Raw genomic sequence first — 15,556 nt, forward strand, 5'->3', positions numbered from 1 at the left:
GTGCGCACGCCGCCATCACACGCCGCCATCACATGCGGAACTGGCGGCACTGGCCTACAGCTGCCCGCAAATTGGGCCGCCCATACTGCGTGGATGAAAACGCACCTCTGCTCCCGCCGCTTCACCCAGGGGCCGCTGGCGTTGGCCCTGGCTGGGTCCATTGCTCTGGCGCTGGCCCAGCCGGCCACCCCTGGCCCCGGCCTGGGTCCGAACCCGCAATTGCCCGCACCCGAAAAGAGTGGCCTGGTGCCCACCTTCAACATCGCACCTGCCCAGGGTTGGCCGCAGGGCGCCCAGCCGCAGGCCCCTGCGGGGTTCAAGGTCACGGCGCTGGCGCGTGGGCTGGACCATCCGCGCTGGGTCTACACCCTCCCCAATAGCGATGTGCTGGTCGCTGAAAGCAACAAGCCACCGACTGCAGAGGGCGCCAAAAACGTGCACTCCGATGGCCTGCGTGGCCTGGCCATGGGCCTGGTGATGAAGCGCGCTGGCGCCGGTACGCCCAGCGCCAACCGCATCCCGCTGCTGCGCGACACGGACGGTGACGGCGTGGCTGACGTGCGCAGTGCCTTTCTTCAAAACCTGCTCTCGCCTTTTGGCATGGCGTTGGTGGGCACCCAGCTCTTCATTGCCACGGCCGACGGTGTGGTGAAGGTGCCTTACGAAACAGGGCAGACCTCCATCACCACGGCACCCGTCAGGGTCACCGATCTGCCCGCCGGGGCCAACCACCACTGGACCAAGAACATCATCGCCAGCCCCGATGGCCGCAAGCTGTATGCCACCGTGGGCTCCAACAGCAATGCGGGCGACAACGGCATGGCGGCGGAAGAGGGCCGCGCCGCCATCTGGGAGGTGGACGTGGAGACGGGCAGCAAGCGGCTGTTTGCCACCGGCCTGCGCAACCCCAACGGCCTGGGCTGGGAGCCGCAGAGCAAGGTGCTCTGGACGGTGGTGAACGAACGCGACGAGCTGGGCAACGAGCTGGTGCCCGACTACCTCACCTCGGTGAAGGACGGCGCCTTTTACGGCTGGCCGTGGAGCTACTGGGGCCAGCATGTGGACACCCGTGTCAACCCGCCCAACCCCGACATGGTGGCCAAGGCCATCACGCCGGACTTTGGCCTGGGCTCACACGTTGCGCCGCTGGGCCTGGCGTTCTCCGACGCCCGCATGCCCGGCGCCTACGCCAGCGGCGCGTTCATCGGCCAGCACGGCTCGTGGAACCGCAAGGAGCTGACGGGCTACAACGTGGTGTTCGTGCCTTTTGCCGACGGGCGCCCCTCGGGGCCTCCCCAGCCGTTTCTGACGGGCTTTTTGAGCAAGGACGGCGACGCCTACGGCCGCCCCGTGGGCGTGGCGCTGGACGGCAAGGGCGCGTTGCTGGTGGCCGACGACGTGGGCAACGTGGTCTGGCGCGTGGTGCGGTCCGAATGAAGTCTGCGTAGGTGCTCGGCCCTTCGCTGCGGTGGTTCGCATGACCGCCACGGGGCCAGAGCAGACTATCCTGCTGTTTGCTGGGCTTGGCCCCTGTGCCCGCCACGCGATGTTCCGTAAAGCCCCGTTCAGAAATTCCGCAACCAGGAATTGGCACCCATGTCTTTTGCAGCCACCCATTGGCCCCGCGCCGCCCAAGTTGCCCGGGTTGCCCGGGTTGCCCGCATCCTGGCCAGTTGCGCGTGCGTGGTGGCGCACGCCCATGCCCATGCGCAAGATAGCCCGGCCGATCCCGCCCAGTCACTACTCACCACGCCCCCCACACTTGAAACCCAGCAGGTCACCGGCAGCGCGCAGGCGCAGCGCCAGTTTGACAGTGCAGCCAGCCACAGCAGCGTGGCCGTGGATGCCTTCACGGCCCCCACGCCCTTGGTAAACCTGTCAGAGCTGCTGGCCGGGCAGGCTGGTGTGGTGGCCGCAGACCGGGGCAACTACGCGCAGGATCTGCAGATCGCCGTGCGGGGCTTTGGCTCCCGCGCCACTTTTGGTGTGCGGGGCGTGCGCATTCTGGTGGACGGCATCCCCGCCACCATGCCCGACGGCCAGGGCCAGGCCGCCACAGCGCACCTGCCGTCGGCCAGCCAGGTCGAAGTGTTGCGTGGCCCACTCGCGCAGCTGTATGGCAACGCAGCAGGGGGCGTGGTGCAGGTCACCACCCGCGACCCCCGGCCCGGCGGTGGCGCCCAGGCGGGGTTGGCGGTGGGCTCGTTCGGCCAGCGGCTGGTGGACGCATCGGTTGACTTTGGCAACCAGCGCCTGGGCGGGTTGGTGGGCGTGTCGCACTTCGAAACCGAGGGCTGGCGCGGCCACAGCGCCGCGCGGCGCACGCACCTCAACGCCAAGCTGCAGGCCCAGCCCGACAGCCGAACGCGCATCACGGCCCTGGTCAACCTGTACGACCAGCCCATGGCGCAAGACCCACTGGGCCTCACGCGCGCGCAGTTCGATGGCGACCCGCGCCAGGCCAGCGCCCTGGCCACCACCTTCAACACCCGCAAGTCGGTGGGCCAGAACCAGCTGGGCCTGGTGCTGGAGCGCCAGCTCAGTGACACCGACAGCGTGCGGCTGCGCGCCTATGGCGGTGGGCGGCAGCTCACGCAGTACCTGTCTTTCAGCGGCGCGGCGGCCAACAGCGCAGGCGGGGTGGTGGACCTGGACCGCAGCTACCAGGGCGCGGCCGCCACCTGGACGCGGGCCGTGCGCCTGCCCTCGGGCCTGCCGCTGACGTGGACGGTGGGGGCAGAGGCGAATCGCCTGTCTGAACACCGCCAGGGGTTTGTGAACAACGCGGGCACCAGCGGTGCGCTGCGGCGCGACGAGCAAGACAGTGCCGCCAACACCGATGTGTATGTCCAGGTTGACGCCTGGCTCTCGCCGCGCTGGCGCGCCATCGCCGGGCTGCGCGCCAGCCAGGTGCGCGTGCAGGTGGATGACCGCTACATCACCCCCGCCAACCCCGACGACAGTGGCGCGCGCAGCTGGCGCCACACCAGCCCCGCGCTGGGGCTGGTGTGGGCCACCACCGACCAGCTCAACCTGTACGCCAACGCAGGCCAGGGCTTTGAAACCCCCACGCTGGCCGAGATGGCCTACAGCACCGGCAACACCGGCCCCAATTTCGGCCTGGCTGCCGCCCGCAGCCGCCAGTGGGAGGTGGGGGCCAAATGGCAGGGCGCCCACCAGCAGCTCGAGCTGGCATGGTTCGACACCCGCAGCCAGGGCGAGATCGTGCCCGTGGCCACGGTCAACGGCCGCTCGGTGTTCCAGAACGTGGACAACGTGCGCCGCCGGGGGCTCGAAGTGGGTTGGCGTGCCAAGTGGGGCGCCTGGGCCCCGCGCGCCAGCTACACCTACCTGGATGCCCACTTTGGCAGCGCCTACGCCGGGGCAGGGGGCGCCAACGTCGCCGCGGGCAACCAGTTGCCGGGCACGGCGCGGCACGCTGCACAGCTTGTCATCGACTACGCGCCCACCGCACGCTGGCAACTGGGGGGCACGGCGAACGTGTCGGGGCCCGTATTTGCCAACGATGTCAACAGCGCGCGGGCCGCGGGCTTTGCCGTGCTGGGCCTGCACGCGGCCTACGGTTGGAGCGGCCAACAAGCAGGTTCAGGTGCAGGTGCAGGTGCAGGTGCAGGTGCAGGTGCAGGTGCAGGTGCAGGTGCAGGTGCAGGTGCAGGTGCAGGTGCAGGTGCAGGTGCAGGTGCAGGTGCAGGTGCAGGTGCAGGTGCAGGTGCAGGTGCAGGTGCAGGTGCAGGTGCAGGTGCAGGCACGGCGCGCTGGCAGCTCTGGGCCCGGCTCGACAACGTGTTCAACCGCCACCACGCGGCCACCCTCATCGTGAACGACGGCAATGGCCGCTACTTCGAGCCCGCCGCGGGCAGGCGCCTCATGGTGGGGTTGCGCGCGCAGTTCATGTAGTCGAGGCGGTCTGGCCCCGGGGCACTTCCATCGCCACGGAAGGGCCTGCGTGCAGGCACAGCTGCAACCACGGCCTACCGCTCCGCCATCGGCACAAACACCACGGTGCGTTCCGCGCACTCCACATCGCCGGGCGGTTGCCACAGGTCGCTGGCCAGCTCAAAGATGTGCGGCGGCACCACCATCGAAAACGTCTCGCCCTGCTCGGCATTGCGCCGCAACACACGCTCGCGGCGCACCTCGCGCGGAGCGTCCAGCACGTACACCACCAGGGCGTCGGCCCACGGCCCCATGCGGGCATAAAAGGCGTCGCGCTGGTGCGTCTGGATCAGGCCTACCTCCAGCACCACATCGCTTCCCGCGTTCAGCACGGCCTCGGCGGTTTTCCAGATCTGCTCCAGACAGCGCAGGGTGCGGGGCACGTACCAGGCCATCACGTCGGCCATGTCAGCCGTGTCGGGCCGGTCAGGCGAGAACAGCGTGGCCATCCAGTCGTCCAGGTTCAGCGGCACGGCGCCGTGCTGCTTCACCAGGTGGCGCACAAAGGTGGACTTGCCCGCTCCCACCGGGCCGATGACCAGGTGAATGCGGGGGGCGGTGCCTGCAACGGCTGCGGGGGTGGTGTGGGTCGAAGCGGTTTGCATGAGATAAGGGCTCCAGAAATGCAAAAAGCCCTCTCTGCAAGCAGGGAGAGCTTTCCATAAGGCGGACGAAAAAAAGCCCTCAACGGTGGTGGAGGGCTTTGCGGTCGCTCCGATCCCAAGGACCAGATGCGAGGTTGGCAGTGTAGGTGGCAGGCGCTGGCTGCGTCAACCCACGGGCCATGTGGGTGCGACGAATCCCAGCCTGCCCTCAAGGCGCTTTGGCTGCCGCGATGTGCCGCTGAAAGAACGCCAGCACCTGGGCATTGAAAACCTGGTGAAAAGCCACCCGGTCAAACCCCGGTGCATCACGGCAAATCTCCGGTGCCACGTCGGCCAACGCAGGCGAACAGGGCGCCAGAAAGGCGAAGTGCCCGGCGTTGGCCGCCAACTGCCAGTCGGGCGCGCTGGGCAGACCCTGGCGCACCGTCTCCACGCTTTGCAGCGTGACGCCATCGCCACCCAGGGCCGAGGCCCACAGCTGGATGGGGGTTTTGACGTGCCCCAGGCCCTTGGCATCGAAGACGCTCAAGGGGTCGACGATGACTGCCGCCCGAATGCGCGGGTCCGGCGCGGGCGTGGCGGGGATTTCTTTGCGCCGGATCTCGCCGCACAAGGGCCGGGTGGATAGCGGCGAGCACAGGTCTTGCCGAGACGTCCAGTCCGGCACGGCGCCGATGGCCACCAGGCCCGTGTAGCCGCCGCGAGAAAAGCCAAAGAAACCGACCTTGCCCGCGTCCAGCTGCGCGCGCTGGGGCCAGGCGCCCAGCATGTAATCCGTGAGCCGCTTCATGTCCACCGGCCGCGTGGCAAAGGCCGACAGGTAGCCCTGGCGGCTCAGGTCTTGAAAGTTGTCACCCGGGTGGTTGATGGCGGCCACCACATAACCTGCGTCGGCCAGCGTGGCCGCCGTGTCGTGGTGCCCCAGGGCCGATCCGCCCGCGCCGTGCGACACCACAACCAGCGGCAGGCCCTGGCCAGCTACGGGGCAGTCACGCGTGCCTTGCAGCACCAGCGGCGCCAGATCAATGCGGCCCGGCGGCGTGCTGCAGGGCGACCACACGGCGCCGCGCAGCGCGGGCCCGTCCTTGTCTGCAGGCACCTCGATGAAGGCAAAGCCTGCAGCGTGGGCCAGGGTGGTGGCGCCGCAGAGCGCTGCGGGCAAAAGGGAACGAAAGAGCCAGCGAAAACGGGTCATAGGGGTGTGGTGGGTCGGATGGGAATCAGCAGGTCGGTGCGCAGGTCCGCCTGCGCGGCGTTGCGCGGGGAGTTGAGGTAGTGTTCCAGCGTGGGGCGGTCGTCCGGCTCATAGCCGCTGGCCGGGAGCCAGCGTGTGTGGATGGCCGCCAGTGCCGCGTTGATGCGCGTGTAGGGGCCGGTGAGTGTGTGGCGTGCATACAGGCCTGCGGGGATGTCCAGCCGTTCCAGCCCGTTGTCTGCCTCCGAGGGCGCGTCGGGGAGCACCACGGCCGCGTAGTAGCGAAAGCTGCCGCCCTCCACGTCCTGCGGGTCTCCGCACGATGCGCCCAGCCGGTGGACCGCGCGCTGGCCGCACTGCAGGTACAGCCGCCGCTGCGTGTGGGGGATGGTGGATGGCGGCCCCTGGTGGCGCAATGCATGCAGGCGCTGCGCCGGGCGCTCGACGATCTGCACGGCCAGCGTTTGCTCGGCCTTTGCATGCGTGTTTGCGTGGGCGTTTGCGGCGCCTGGATCAAGGATGAGGCGGTGCATGTCCCGCTGGAACGCCCGTGGCGATTGCCCGGTGAACTGGCTGAACGCACGGGTGAAGGCCTGCGGGCTGTCGTAGCCCACCTCCAGCGCCACCTGCGTGATGCTCTGCCCGCCTTGCTCCAGCAGCCGCGTGGCCAAGGCCAGGCGCACGCGGCGCACCGTGGCGGCCACGGTTTCGCCCGCAATGCTGCTGTAGACGCGGTGGAAGTGGAAAGGGGAAAAGTGGGCAATGGCGGCAAGGTCCTCCAGCCGATGCGCTGCCAGCGGGTGCGCCACGATGTGGGCGATCACGCGGGCCACGCGGTCGCGGTAGTGCTGATCGGCGCTCTGGTCCAGGCTCATGGCCGCAGAGTGTGCCGCAGCTTGCGCGCCGGTACTTAGCCGATCTTGCTACTTTGAAGTCTGCGAGCGGCGATGGTTGGCTCGGTATCCATCCCCTGAACCGTTCACGCTGAGCCTGTCGAAGCGCTGCGCAAGGCTTCGACAAGCTCAGCCCGAACGGTCTTTCCAGGCAAGAACATTTGAATACCAGGGCGAGGGCCTCAGCAGCCGGCTTCTACCCTGTGGAGCCTACTGCCCAAACACCAACGCCTGATGCGCCCCCACACCCGCCAGCACGCCTTCGGCCGATGCCAGCGTGGCGTTGTGCCGCATCAGCGTCAGGTCGCCCGCGGCATACACGCCGGGCACGGTGGTCATCTTGTTGGCATCGGTGCGGATGTAGGGGCCCATGGGCCCATCGTCGAACGCGCAGCCCAGTTGCTCAGCCAGCGGGCTGGTGGGGCGGGTGCTGGCGGCCACATACAGTGCAGCCAGCGGCACCACACGCGCATCGCCGCTGCCGGGGGGCTGCAGCCGCACGCCCTGCATCGCCTGGCCTGGGCCCTCAAGCGCGGCGATGGGTGCGGGCTCGATGGTGATGCCCAGCGCCAACAGCCGCTCGCGCTCGGCGCTCTCCAGCGTGGTGTCGCCGTTCAGAAAGAGGGTGGTCGGCCCCCAGTCGGCAATCAGCTGCGCGTGCATGGCCGAGCCTGCCGAGTGGTACAGCACGCCCAGCCGCTCGCCCGCAAACTCGTAGCCGTGGCAATACGGGCAGTGCAGCACCGATGCGCCCCAGCGCTCGCGCAGGCCTGCAATCTCGGGCAAGCCGTCTTGCACGCCAAAGGCCAGTACCAGCTTGTGGGCCTCCATGGTGGCGCCATCGTCCAGCACCACTTCAAAACCGTTCTCGGGTGACCCCGCGATGTGCTGCGGCGTGACTGACACCACCGTGCCCTGCCGCAACGTCACCGTGGGGTAGGCCGCCAGCTTGCGCCGCGCCTGCTCGATCATCGCCAGCGGCGGCTCGCCGTCTTGCCCGAAGAAGCCGTGCGACGCCGCCGCAAACCGGTTGCGCGGCTGGCCTGCGTCCACCACGCACACCCGCCGCCGGGCGCGCGCCAGCTGCATCGCGGCCGACAGGCCGGCAAAGCTGCCGCCCGCCACGATCACGTCAAACGCCTGGGTGGTTGTCGTTGTCATCACTGCTGCTGCCGTCGCCATGCTCAATCTCCTTGTGCCCGTGGCACCCCGCCACCATGCGTTCATGAAACTCGGCCGACAGCTGCGCCAGCGTTACCTCGCCCAGCCGTGCCAACAGCGCCTCTTCGGCCGCCTGGTAGGCGCCGGTCAGCGCGCGGTTCACCGCCTGCTCCACGATGCAGCCGGGGCTCTCCACCCTGTTGCCCACCGCCAGCAGCGTGGGCGCGCCCAGCGCCTCGTAGATGTCGCGCAGGGTGATATCGGTGAGCGGGCACGACAGCACCCACCCGCCGCCATGCCCCTTGGCCGACGACACAAAGCCCGCATACCGCAGCCCCGCCATCAGGCGGCGCACCACCACCGGGTTGGTCTGCATGGCCTGCGCCATCGCCTCAGAGGTGGCGGGCCCCTCCATCTCTGCCATGTGCAGCAGCGCGTGGAGAACGTTGGAAAGTCGGTTGTCTCGTTTCATGCAACATTAAAAGTTGCGTGATGGTAGCATGGCGCTGCCAAACGTGCCTGTGGCGTCTGCTGTGTGGATGGTTTGCTATTGAATTGATAGCTGTCAAGGCGGTATGGACAGGCGGCAGCGGCCAATTTGATGCCAAAAAATGCAAGCCCAGCACTCCTGCCATCGCCAACGCCGCACCGGCGCCCCGCCACCGCCCGGCGCATCGGCCCAGTCCCACCCGGCCACACCACCCGCCCGCTCATCAGCCACCACCCCATGACCCACCCCCACGCCCCATCCGCCTTCACCGACCCCGCCGCCGTCGCCCGCTACGCCGAAGGCCCCCGCCGCAACGTGCCCGGCTACGACAGCCTGCTGCGCATGTCCCGCATCCTGCTGGCCGAGCGCGTGCCCGCCCACGGCTGCGTGCTGGTGGTGGGCGCAGGCGGCGGGCTGGAGCTGGAAGACATGGCGCTGGCGCACCCAGGCTGGCGCTTCGACGGCGTGGACCCCAGCCAGCCCATGCTGGACTTGGCCGCCCAGCGGCTGCAGAGCGCAGGCGTGCCAGGCGACCACGTGGCGCTGCACCACGGCTATGTGCAGAGCGCACCGGCCGGGCCGTTTGATGGGGCTACGTGCCTGCTGACTTTTCACTTTGTGCCGCGCGAGGAGCGGGTGCCCATGCTGGCGAAAATCCGGCGGCGGCTCAAGCCCGATGCACCGCTGGTGGTGGCGCATCTGAGCGTGGCGGATGGTGCAGGCCCCGGAGGCGAGGGCGGGGCAGGGGAGCGCGATCTGTGGCTGTCGCGCTATGCGGCGTTTCAGGTGGCGTCCGGCGTGGCGCCGGAGCACGCGGCCAGGGCACGGGACAAAGTGGCTGCAGAGCTAGCTGTGCTGACGCCGCAGGAAGACGTGGCGATTCTGCGCGAGGCCGGGTTCAGCGATGTGCAGATGTTTTACGTGGGCTTTGCGTTCAGAGGATGGCTGGCGCGGGCGTGATCGGGACGAAAGGCCGTACTCGGCTATGAGCCGTCGCTGATGGAATCAAGAAGCAGACATTCAACGTTTGACATGAGAGGCCAGGCCCGGATTGCCGGGACCGGTCTCTCGATGGAAGGGGTTGGCGTCATAGCTTGGGCTTAGACGTGATGGCATCGATGTAAATCAGGCCCTTTGTTTGGGCCGCTTTGATCTTGCGATCCAGCATTTGAGAGAAGGTCAGTAGTCCTTCCAGAACCACGATCAAGTCTGCCCCATCTATGAACACAGTCTTGATTGCTTTTCCGGCGACCAGCGACCCAACAACATGCTCGCTATAGCCGTGAATCGAGAAGAAGAGCCCACGCCCATACATTTTCCCCTCGATTTTTCCTGCGAACTGATAGACGGCCTCGTTCGCCGCACTCTTGTCCTGCCACTTCGCCTCGATGATGTAGTGCTCGCCGTCGTACTTAACCGACCCGTCAATCTGTTCGCCATTTACACGGAACGGTTCGGTGACCTCTAACGAATTGAGTTTGGCTAGCTCTTGAAGGATCTCTTCCAATGCATAGCCGCGTTTAGCGCCTGCAGTCTCTCCTTGGAGTAGCGAGATAAAGCGGGCTTTCAAATCAGGGAGAGTGACCGCCGAAGATTTTGCTGCTGCTTCTTTCCGCTCACGCTCCCTGCGCTGCATCTGGATCTTGTGATCGCGAATCTCTTGCAGGATCCTTAGTTGCGCGATTGAGCGTTCTGCTTCCGATTTGTCCAACTTCTTTAATTTGTCGAAGTAGTAAGAATCGAACTGCTTCCAGTTGAGAAGCGACTGAAGCATTGATCGGAACTGGCCGAGACCTTCGTCTGGCTTTGCCGACAAATGCGCGAACATCGCATCCACGATTGCGTAGCGATGCATTGTCTTATAGTCACCAATCGCTCGAATGTCCGACTTTGTGCTGCTGTTGTTCTCGAAGAACGAGACGATATCGTCCTTTGGCCATAGCAGCTTCAGGATGCATTCGCGCATGCACAACTTGATGTCACTAGGGAACGTCATGGAGCGTGATTCTGACGCCTAACGCCGCATTCAGCGGCTTGTCCGCTGCGATGCTTTGTTATGCGCTTCGTCTTCTAATGTGTCAATTGCCCATCGATACGCAGATAGTATTCTTTCTGCTTGATCTACTTGCCTTAATTCTTTTTCCGATGCGTGCGCCAATTGATTTCGGACTTGACGCAAAGCATGTAACTCACCCTCAACGCCTTTGGGTAGCAGGAAATCAACTTTCTTTAGAATATGCAACAAGGGCATTCTATCAGCCTCTTCCAGACTGCTAGCCTTGGCAAAAGAGCGAACAGACTGCTCAAATGCAACACCTGCCTGTAAGAGCGCTGCCAAGTGATGCCCTGATTTAAATACATTTTCAGCTTCCGTCATCATTTCTTGACTAAACGTAAGGCTAGACGTAACTGATGGTGTTGAGGCTGGTTGGGAGTGTTTCGGGCTTAGCTTATTTACAGCCTCTGAAAGTGACTCTAGTTTCTGATCAAGGGTATTAAATGACTGAGAATCAGAACTCCTTTTCTTTTGACGTTCATATAACCCTACAAACCACATAAGGAAAAACAATGCAGGCATTACTATCTTTAGATACTTAGATAGCTCGAAATTGCCTCCTGATGAACTCCAATCCCAGACGCCATAACACGCGGCCAAAATAGCTGGCACTAAGAGTTGCTTTAGCATTGACCATATATGAGGTGCGGTTTCGTCCCATTTTTTCTTTAAATATTGCACCATTTAGAATCCTAGTTTGATCGCATAACGTAATGTAGACCGCACCAAGCCACAGGCCATATCTGGCGCTTGCGGTCTAAATTGGTACAGAAAAAACGCGGGAAAAGGCTTGCAGCCTAGCTTTCGGGTATGCATTCTGTACAAATATGCAGTACTAAATTCAGCCATGAAACCCGCCGCCTCTCCTACGTTTGCGCGCCACACGGTTGCTGGATCAAGCCGCGAGCAAATTTGTTACAAACACTATAGCCCACGCACCGAGCGGGCCTATGTGAAATGGGTGCGCATGTTCGTGAAATGGCATGGTTTGCGGCATCTGCGAGACAGAGTGCAAGTGGAAATCGAGCGTTTTCTGGGCATGTTGCCCTGGAACTTGCAGCCGGCTGAATGAGGCTTTTGGGCGTTCATCTGAAGGGCTGCTTTGGGCCCAACTAGTCCCTCCGATCTGCACTGAGTCGTAGTGCGACCCCTCCCCGCAGCTTGAGTCACTCTGCATTGATTGATTCTTTGAGCATGTTTAGGCCAAAGTTCAGTCTTGCCCGGCCAAAGTAGACCGCATAGCATCCCTGTCAAGCACCCACCCCCATGAGGTGCTGCTCAAAAACATGACAGGAGACAAGCCTTGCCATCCACCCGCTGGAGTCACTGCGGCACCGAAGACCTGAGCGTCTTGCAGACCATCTTCTGGTCCGCAGGCGCGTCGCGCAATGCGCTGGCGCAGCGCCTGGCCTATTCGAAGAGCAAGGCCAACGCCATGGTGGCGGCGCTGCTGGATGAAGGCCTGCTCGACGAGGTGGGCCTGCAGGAATCCTCTGGCGGCCGGCGGGCCGAAACCCTGCGTTTGAGCGAAACCCTGGGCGTGGTGATTGGCGCCGACCTGGGCGCCACCAGCATGCAAATCGCCATCATGCGGCCCGACATGACGGTGCTGGCGCGGCACCGCGAGCCGATTGATGTGCGCCAGGGGCCGGGCGTGATCCTGGCGCGGGTGCGGGGGCTGATGCGCGAGCTGCTGGCGCGCTGCGGGCTGGCGGCCCACCAGGTGATTGCCATTGGCATGGGCGTGCCGGGGCCGGTGGATTTTGAAAGCGGGCAGCTCGTCAACCCGCCGCTGATGCCCGACTGGGACGGCTTTTCCATCCGCGACTACCTGCGCGAGGCGTTTGCCGCGCCGGTGTTTGTGGACAACGACGTGAACCTGATGGCGCTGGGCGAGATGTACCGGCTGCAGCGCAATCTGCCCAACTTCTTGGTCATCAAGGTGGGCACGGGGATTGGCTGCGGCATCGTGTGCCACGGGCAGGTGTACCGGGGCGCCAATGGATCGGCGGGCGATGTGGGCCACATCTGTGTGGACCAGCACGGCCCGCGCTGCCACTGCGGCAACCAGGGCTGTGTGGAGGCCATGGCCGCAGCGCCCGCCATGGCGCGCATGGCGATGGAGGCCGCGCAGCGCGGCGAGAGCGCGCTGCTGGCCGAGCGGCTGCAAAGCACGGGCACGCTGACCATTGAAGACGTAGCCCAGGCCAGCCGCACCGGCGATGTGGCGGCCAACGCCATCATCCAGCGCGCGGGCAGCCTGGTGGGGCAGATGCTGGCGTCCATCGTCAACTTCTTCAACCCGTCGCATGTGTTCATTGCCGGGCGGGTGACGGACATGGGGCCGCTGTTCCTCGCGTCGGTGCGGCAGAGCGTGTACCACCGGTCGCTGGCGCTTTCTACGCGGCACCTGGAGATTCAATACGCGCCGCTGGCCGACGATGCCGGTGTGGTGGGTGCGGGCGTGCTGGCCATGCAGGAGAGCTTGTCGCGCGCGGGTTCGGTGACGGGTGTGGGCGCTGGAGCAGTTGTAGGAACAGGGGCAGCGCGATGAGCGTGGCCGTCGAGTTCCGCAACGTCACCAAGGAGTTTGGCCCGGTGCGCGTGCTGCACGGCGTGGGCTTTGCGCTGCAGCCGGGCCGCGTGTATGGCCTGCTGGGCGAGAACGGCGCGGGCAAGTCCACGCTGATGAAGATTCTGGCGGGGTACGAGAGCCCGACCACCGGCGAGGTGGTGGTGGACGGCGCGGTGCGTGCCCCGGGCGGCGGATCGCGCGCGGCCGAGGCGCAGGGCATTGTGCTGATCCACCAGGAGTTCAACTTGGCGGACGACCTGACGATTGCGCAGAACATCTTCTTGGGCCATGAGATCAAGAAGGGCTTCTTTCTGCCGCCGGGCCGCCCCAAGGCAGAAAGCGGCCCCCTCGGGGGGCAGGGAGCGACACGCAGTGCGCGACCGTGGGGGTCATGGTTTCTGGACGACAAGGCGATGCGCGAGAAAACGCGCGAGGCGCTTGCCAAAGTAGGCCTGCCGCTGGACCCGGACACGCGGGTGCGCAAGCTCATCGTGGCCGAAAAGCAGCTGGTGGAGATTGCCCGCGCGCTTGCCCGCAATGCGCGCCTGCTGATCATGGACGAGCCCACCGCCACGCTGACCCCCGGCGAAACGGAGCGCCTGTTCACGCTGATGGCCGGGCTGAAGGCTGCGGGCGTGACCATCATCTACATATCGCACAAGCTCGACGAAGTGGAGCGCACCACCGACGAGGTGGTGGTGATGCGCGACGGCCTGCTGGTGGCGCGCGAGCCCACCGCCAGCGTGACGCGGCGGCAGATGGCCAACCTGATGGTGGGCCGCGAGCTGGCGGATTTGTTCCCGCCCAAGCTGCCTGCGCCTGCGGGTGGAGAGCCCGCCATTAAGGTGCGTGGCCTCTCGGTGCCGGGCTGGGCCGAGGAGGTGAGCTTTGACGTGCGGCGCGGCGAGATTCTGGGCTTTGCCGGGCTGGTGGGTGCGGGGCGCACGGAGCTGTTTGAGGGCCTGCTAGGCCTGCGCCGGCGCTCGGCCGGCACGGTGGAACTGGCAGGCAAGCCGGTGAATTTGAAAAGCCCGCGCGATGCGGCGCGCCACGGCCTGACGTATCTGAGTGAAGACCGCAAGGGCAAGGGCCTGCATGTGCACTTTGGCCTGCGGCCCAACCTGACGCTGATGGCGCTGGAGCGCTATGCCAAGCCCTGGCTCGATCCGGCGGCCGAGCACGCCGCGCTGCGCGATGCGGTGCAGGAGTTCGGCATCCGCACCGGGTCGCTCGACGTGCGCGCCTCGTCGCTGTCGGGCGGCAACCAGCAAAAGCTGGCGCTGGCCAAGGTGCTGCACCCTGGCCCCAGCGTGGTGGTGCTGGACGAGCCCACGCGCGGTGTGGACGTGGGCGCCAAGCGAGAGATCTATCACCTGGTGCAGCGCCTGGCAGAGCAGGGGCTTGCTGTTGTGGTGATTTCTTCTGAACTGATGGAGCTGATCGGCCTGTGCCACCGCGTGGCGGTGATGCGCGCCGGGCGGCTGCAGACCACGCTGCAAGAGCCCAATTTGACCGAAGAGGAGTTGATCGCACATGCCACAGGTACCCGCTGAAAACGCAACCACCGCAGCGGCTGCCGCAGCACCCGCAACACCCGTGGTACCCGGTGCAGGCCGCCACGGCGGCGCCACGGCCTGGTGGGGCAAGCTGCACGGGCTGGGCCCGGTCATCGGCCTGGTACTGCTGTGCATTGCGGGCACGCTGCTCAACAGCAACTTCGCCACCTACGACAACGTGATGAACGTGCTCACGCGCACGGCCTTCATCGGCATCATCGCGGTGGGCATGTGCTTTGTGATCATCTCGGGCGGCATCGACTTGTCGGTGGGGTCGATGGCGGCGCTGATCGCGGGCTCGGTCATCCTGTTCATGAACGCCATGGCGCCAGTGCTGGGCTCGCCCATGGCGGCCGTGGTGGTGGGCATGCTGCTGGCGGTGGTGCTGGGAGCGGTGTTCGGGCTGGTGCACGGGCTATTGATTACCAAGGGGCGCATCGAGCCGTTCATCGTGACGCTGGGCACGCTGGGCATCTTCCGCGCGTACCTCACGTATTTTTCGAACGGCGGGGCCATCACGCTGGAGAACGATCTGTCGGACATCTATAGCCCGGTGTATTACGCCAACCTGCTGGGCGTGCCCATCCCGGTGTGGATCTTCCTGCTGGTGGCTGTGGTCGGCGGCGTGATCCTGAACCGCACGGCCTATGGACGTTATGTGCAGGCCATCGGCTCCAACGAGCAGGTGGCGCAGTACGCGGCGGTGGACGTGCACAAGATCAAGATCCTGACGTACATGCTGCTCGGGGTGTGCGTGGGCATCGCCACGCTGCTGTATGTGCCGCGCCTGGGGTCCGCATCGCCCACCACGGGCCTGCTGTGGGAGCTGGAGGCGATTGCCGCCGTCATCGTGGGCGGCACGGTATTGAAGGGCGGGGCGGGCAGCATCACCGGCACGGTGGTGGGTGCCATCCTGCTTTCGGTCATCAGCAACATCCTCAACCTCACCAGCATCATCAGCGTGTACCTGAATGCAGCGGTGCAGGGGTTCGTGATCATCGCGGTCGCCTTCATGCAAAGGGGCAAGCGGTGATGGAGTGGATGGAACAACTCTCCTGGCGTTGTTGC

At 65.4% G+C, this 15,556-nt stretch carries 14 protein-coding genes; 7 read left to right on the forward strand and 7 right to left on the reverse strand.

Annotation, left to right across the window (positions count from 1 at the left end):
- Positions 1 to 93 precede the first annotated feature (93 nt).
- A complete protein-coding gene (locus EXV95_RS02185) occupies positions 94 to 1,437 on the forward strand; it encodes a sorbosone dehydrogenase family protein (protein WP_176885651.1) in 1,344 nt (447 codons plus the stop codon).
- 159 nt (positions 1,438 to 1,596) lie between these two features.
- On the forward strand, positions 1,597 to 3,918 hold the full coding sequence (locus tag EXV95_RS02190; protein WP_176885652.1) for a TonB-dependent receptor: 2,322 nt from the start codon (positions 1,597 to 1,599) through the stop codon (positions 3,916 to 3,918).
- Positions 3,919 to 3,992: 74 nt separating this feature from the next.
- On the opposite strand, the gene EXV95_RS02195 is transcribed toward EXV95_RS02190, so the two are convergent.
- The 5 genes from EXV95_RS02195 to EXV95_RS02215 all read right to left on the reverse strand — a co-directional run bounded on the left by EXV95_RS02195 (position 3,993) and on the right by EXV95_RS02215 (position 8,283).
- Positions 3,993 to 4,562: an AAA family ATPase gene (locus EXV95_RS02195; RefSeq protein ID WP_176885653.1), complete on the reverse strand. Its 570-nt coding sequence runs from the start codon at positions 4,560 to 4,562 to the stop codon at positions 3,993 to 3,995.
- Between the two features lie 208 nt (positions 4,563 to 4,770).
- On the reverse strand, positions 4,771 to 5,757 hold the full coding sequence (locus EXV95_RS02200) for a serine aminopeptidase domain-containing protein (protein ID WP_176885654.1): 987 nt from the start codon (positions 5,755 to 5,757) through the stop codon (positions 4,771 to 4,773).
- Positions 5,754 to 6,632 carry a GyrI-like domain-containing protein gene (locus tag EXV95_RS02205; protein WP_176885655.1) on the reverse strand — a complete coding sequence of 293 codons (879 nt, stop codon included), beginning with the start codon at positions 6,630 to 6,632 and terminating at the stop codon, positions 5,754 to 5,756. Before EXV95_RS02205 ends, EXV95_RS02200 begins: the two co-directional genes overlap by 4 nt.
- A gap of 228 nt (positions 6,633 to 6,860) precedes the next feature.
- Positions 6,861 to 7,811, reverse strand: coding sequence for an NAD(P)/FAD-dependent oxidoreductase (locus EXV95_RS02210; protein WP_176885656.1), 951 nt, complete (start codon positions 7,809 to 7,811; stop codon positions 6,861 to 6,863).
- Entirely contained in the window at positions 7,783 to 8,283 is a 501-nt protein-coding gene (locus EXV95_RS02215; RefSeq protein ID WP_176885657.1) for an Rrf2 family transcriptional regulator, read from the reverse strand. The genes EXV95_RS02210 and EXV95_RS02215 overlap by 29 nt, the downstream gene beginning before the upstream one ends.
- A gap of 255 nt (positions 8,284 to 8,538) precedes the next feature.
- On the opposite strand from EXV95_RS02215, the gene EXV95_RS02220 reads away from it, so the two are divergent.
- Positions 8,539 to 9,261, forward strand: a complete 723-nt coding sequence (locus EXV95_RS02220; protein WP_176885658.1) for a class I SAM-dependent methyltransferase — start codon at positions 8,539 to 8,541, stop codon at positions 9,259 to 9,261.
- A 127-nt stretch (positions 9,262 to 9,388) separates the two neighbouring features.
- On the opposite strand, the gene EXV95_RS02225 is transcribed toward EXV95_RS02220, so the two are convergent.
- A complete protein-coding gene (locus EXV95_RS02225; RefSeq protein WP_176885659.1) occupies positions 9,389 to 10,297 on the reverse strand; it encodes a restriction endonuclease in 909 nt (302 codons plus the stop codon).
- A gap of 30 nt (positions 10,298 to 10,327) precedes the next feature.
- Entirely contained in the window at positions 10,328 to 11,041 is a 714-nt protein-coding gene (locus EXV95_RS02230; protein WP_176885660.1) for a hypothetical protein, read from the reverse strand.
- 163 nt (positions 11,042 to 11,204) lie between these two features.
- Between EXV95_RS02230 and EXV95_RS02235 the strand changes: the two genes are divergently transcribed.
- From EXV95_RS02235 to EXV95_RS02250, 4 genes are all read left to right on the forward strand, one after another.
- Positions 11,205 to 11,429 (forward strand): phage integrase N-terminal SAM-like domain-containing protein, encoded by a 225-nt coding sequence (locus tag EXV95_RS02235; protein ID WP_176885661.1) that lies wholly within the window; start codon positions 11,205 to 11,207, stop codon positions 11,427 to 11,429.
- Between the two features lie 231 nt (positions 11,430 to 11,660).
- Positions 11,661 to 12,911: an ROK family transcriptional regulator gene (locus EXV95_RS02240; protein WP_370460170.1), complete on the forward strand. Its 1,251-nt coding sequence runs from the start codon at positions 11,661 to 11,663 to the stop codon at positions 12,909 to 12,911.
- Complete coding sequence (locus EXV95_RS02245) at positions 12,908 to 14,485, forward strand: sugar ABC transporter ATP-binding protein (RefSeq protein WP_176885662.1); 1,578 nt, start codon at positions 12,908 to 12,910, stop codon at positions 14,483 to 14,485. Before EXV95_RS02240 ends, EXV95_RS02245 begins: the two co-directional genes overlap by 4 nt.
- On the forward strand, positions 14,466 to 15,521 hold the full coding sequence (locus EXV95_RS02250; protein ID WP_176885663.1) for an ABC transporter permease: 1,056 nt from the start codon (positions 14,466 to 14,468) through the stop codon (positions 15,519 to 15,521). The genes EXV95_RS02245 and EXV95_RS02250 overlap by 20 nt, the downstream gene beginning before the upstream one ends.
- Positions 15,522 to 15,556: the final 35 nt, after the last annotated feature.

This window comes from Acidovorax sp. JMULE5, assembly GCF_013376875.1.
Classification (GTDB): Bacteria; Pseudomonadota; Gammaproteobacteria; order Burkholderiales; family Burkholderiaceae_C; genus Acidovorax; species Acidovorax facilis.

Coding starts and splice junctions, on each gene's coding strand:
- EXV95_RS02195 (WP_176885653.1), bottom strand. CDS start 4,562: ATGCAAACCGCTTCGACCCACACCACCCCCGCAGCCGTTGCAGGCACC.
- EXV95_RS02190 (WP_176885652.1), top strand. CDS start 1,597: ATGTCTTTTGCAGCCACCCATTGGCCCCGCGCCGCCCAAGTTGCCCGG.
- EXV95_RS02185 (WP_176885651.1), top strand. CDS start 94: ATGAAAACGCACCTCTGCTCCCGCCGCTTCACCCAGGGGCCGCTGGCG.
- EXV95_RS02215 (WP_176885657.1), bottom strand. CDS start 8,283: ATGAAACGAGACAACCGACTTTCCAACGTTCTCCACGCGCTGCTGCAC.
- EXV95_RS02245 (WP_176885662.1), top strand. CDS start 12,908: ATGAGCGTGGCCGTCGAGTTCCGCAACGTCACCAAGGAGTTTGGCCCG.
- EXV95_RS02250 (WP_176885663.1), top strand. CDS start 14,466: ATGCCACAGGTACCCGCTGAAAACGCAACCACCGCAGCGGCTGCCGCA.
- EXV95_RS02235 (WP_176885661.1), top strand. CDS start 11,205: ATGAAACCCGCCGCCTCTCCTACGTTTGCGCGCCACACGGTTGCTGGA.
- EXV95_RS02205 (WP_176885655.1), bottom strand. CDS start 6,632: ATGAGCCTGGACCAGAGCGCCGATCAGCACTACCGCGACCGCGTGGCC.
- EXV95_RS02225 (WP_176885659.1), bottom strand. CDS start 10,297: ATGACGTTCCCTAGTGACATCAAGTTGTGCATGCGCGAATGCATCCTG.
- EXV95_RS02200 (WP_176885654.1), bottom strand. CDS start 5,757: ATGACCCGTTTTCGCTGGCTCTTTCGTTCCCTTTTGCCCGCAGCGCTC.
- EXV95_RS02230 (WP_176885660.1), bottom strand. CDS start 11,041: ATGGTGCAATATTTAAAGAAAAAATGGGACGAAACCGCACCTCATATA.
- EXV95_RS02210 (WP_176885656.1), bottom strand. CDS start 7,811: ATGACAACGACAACCACCCAGGCGTTTGACGTGATCGTGGCGGGCGGC.
- EXV95_RS02220 (WP_176885658.1), top strand. CDS start 8,539: ATGACCCACCCCCACGCCCCATCCGCCTTCACCGACCCCGCCGCCGTC.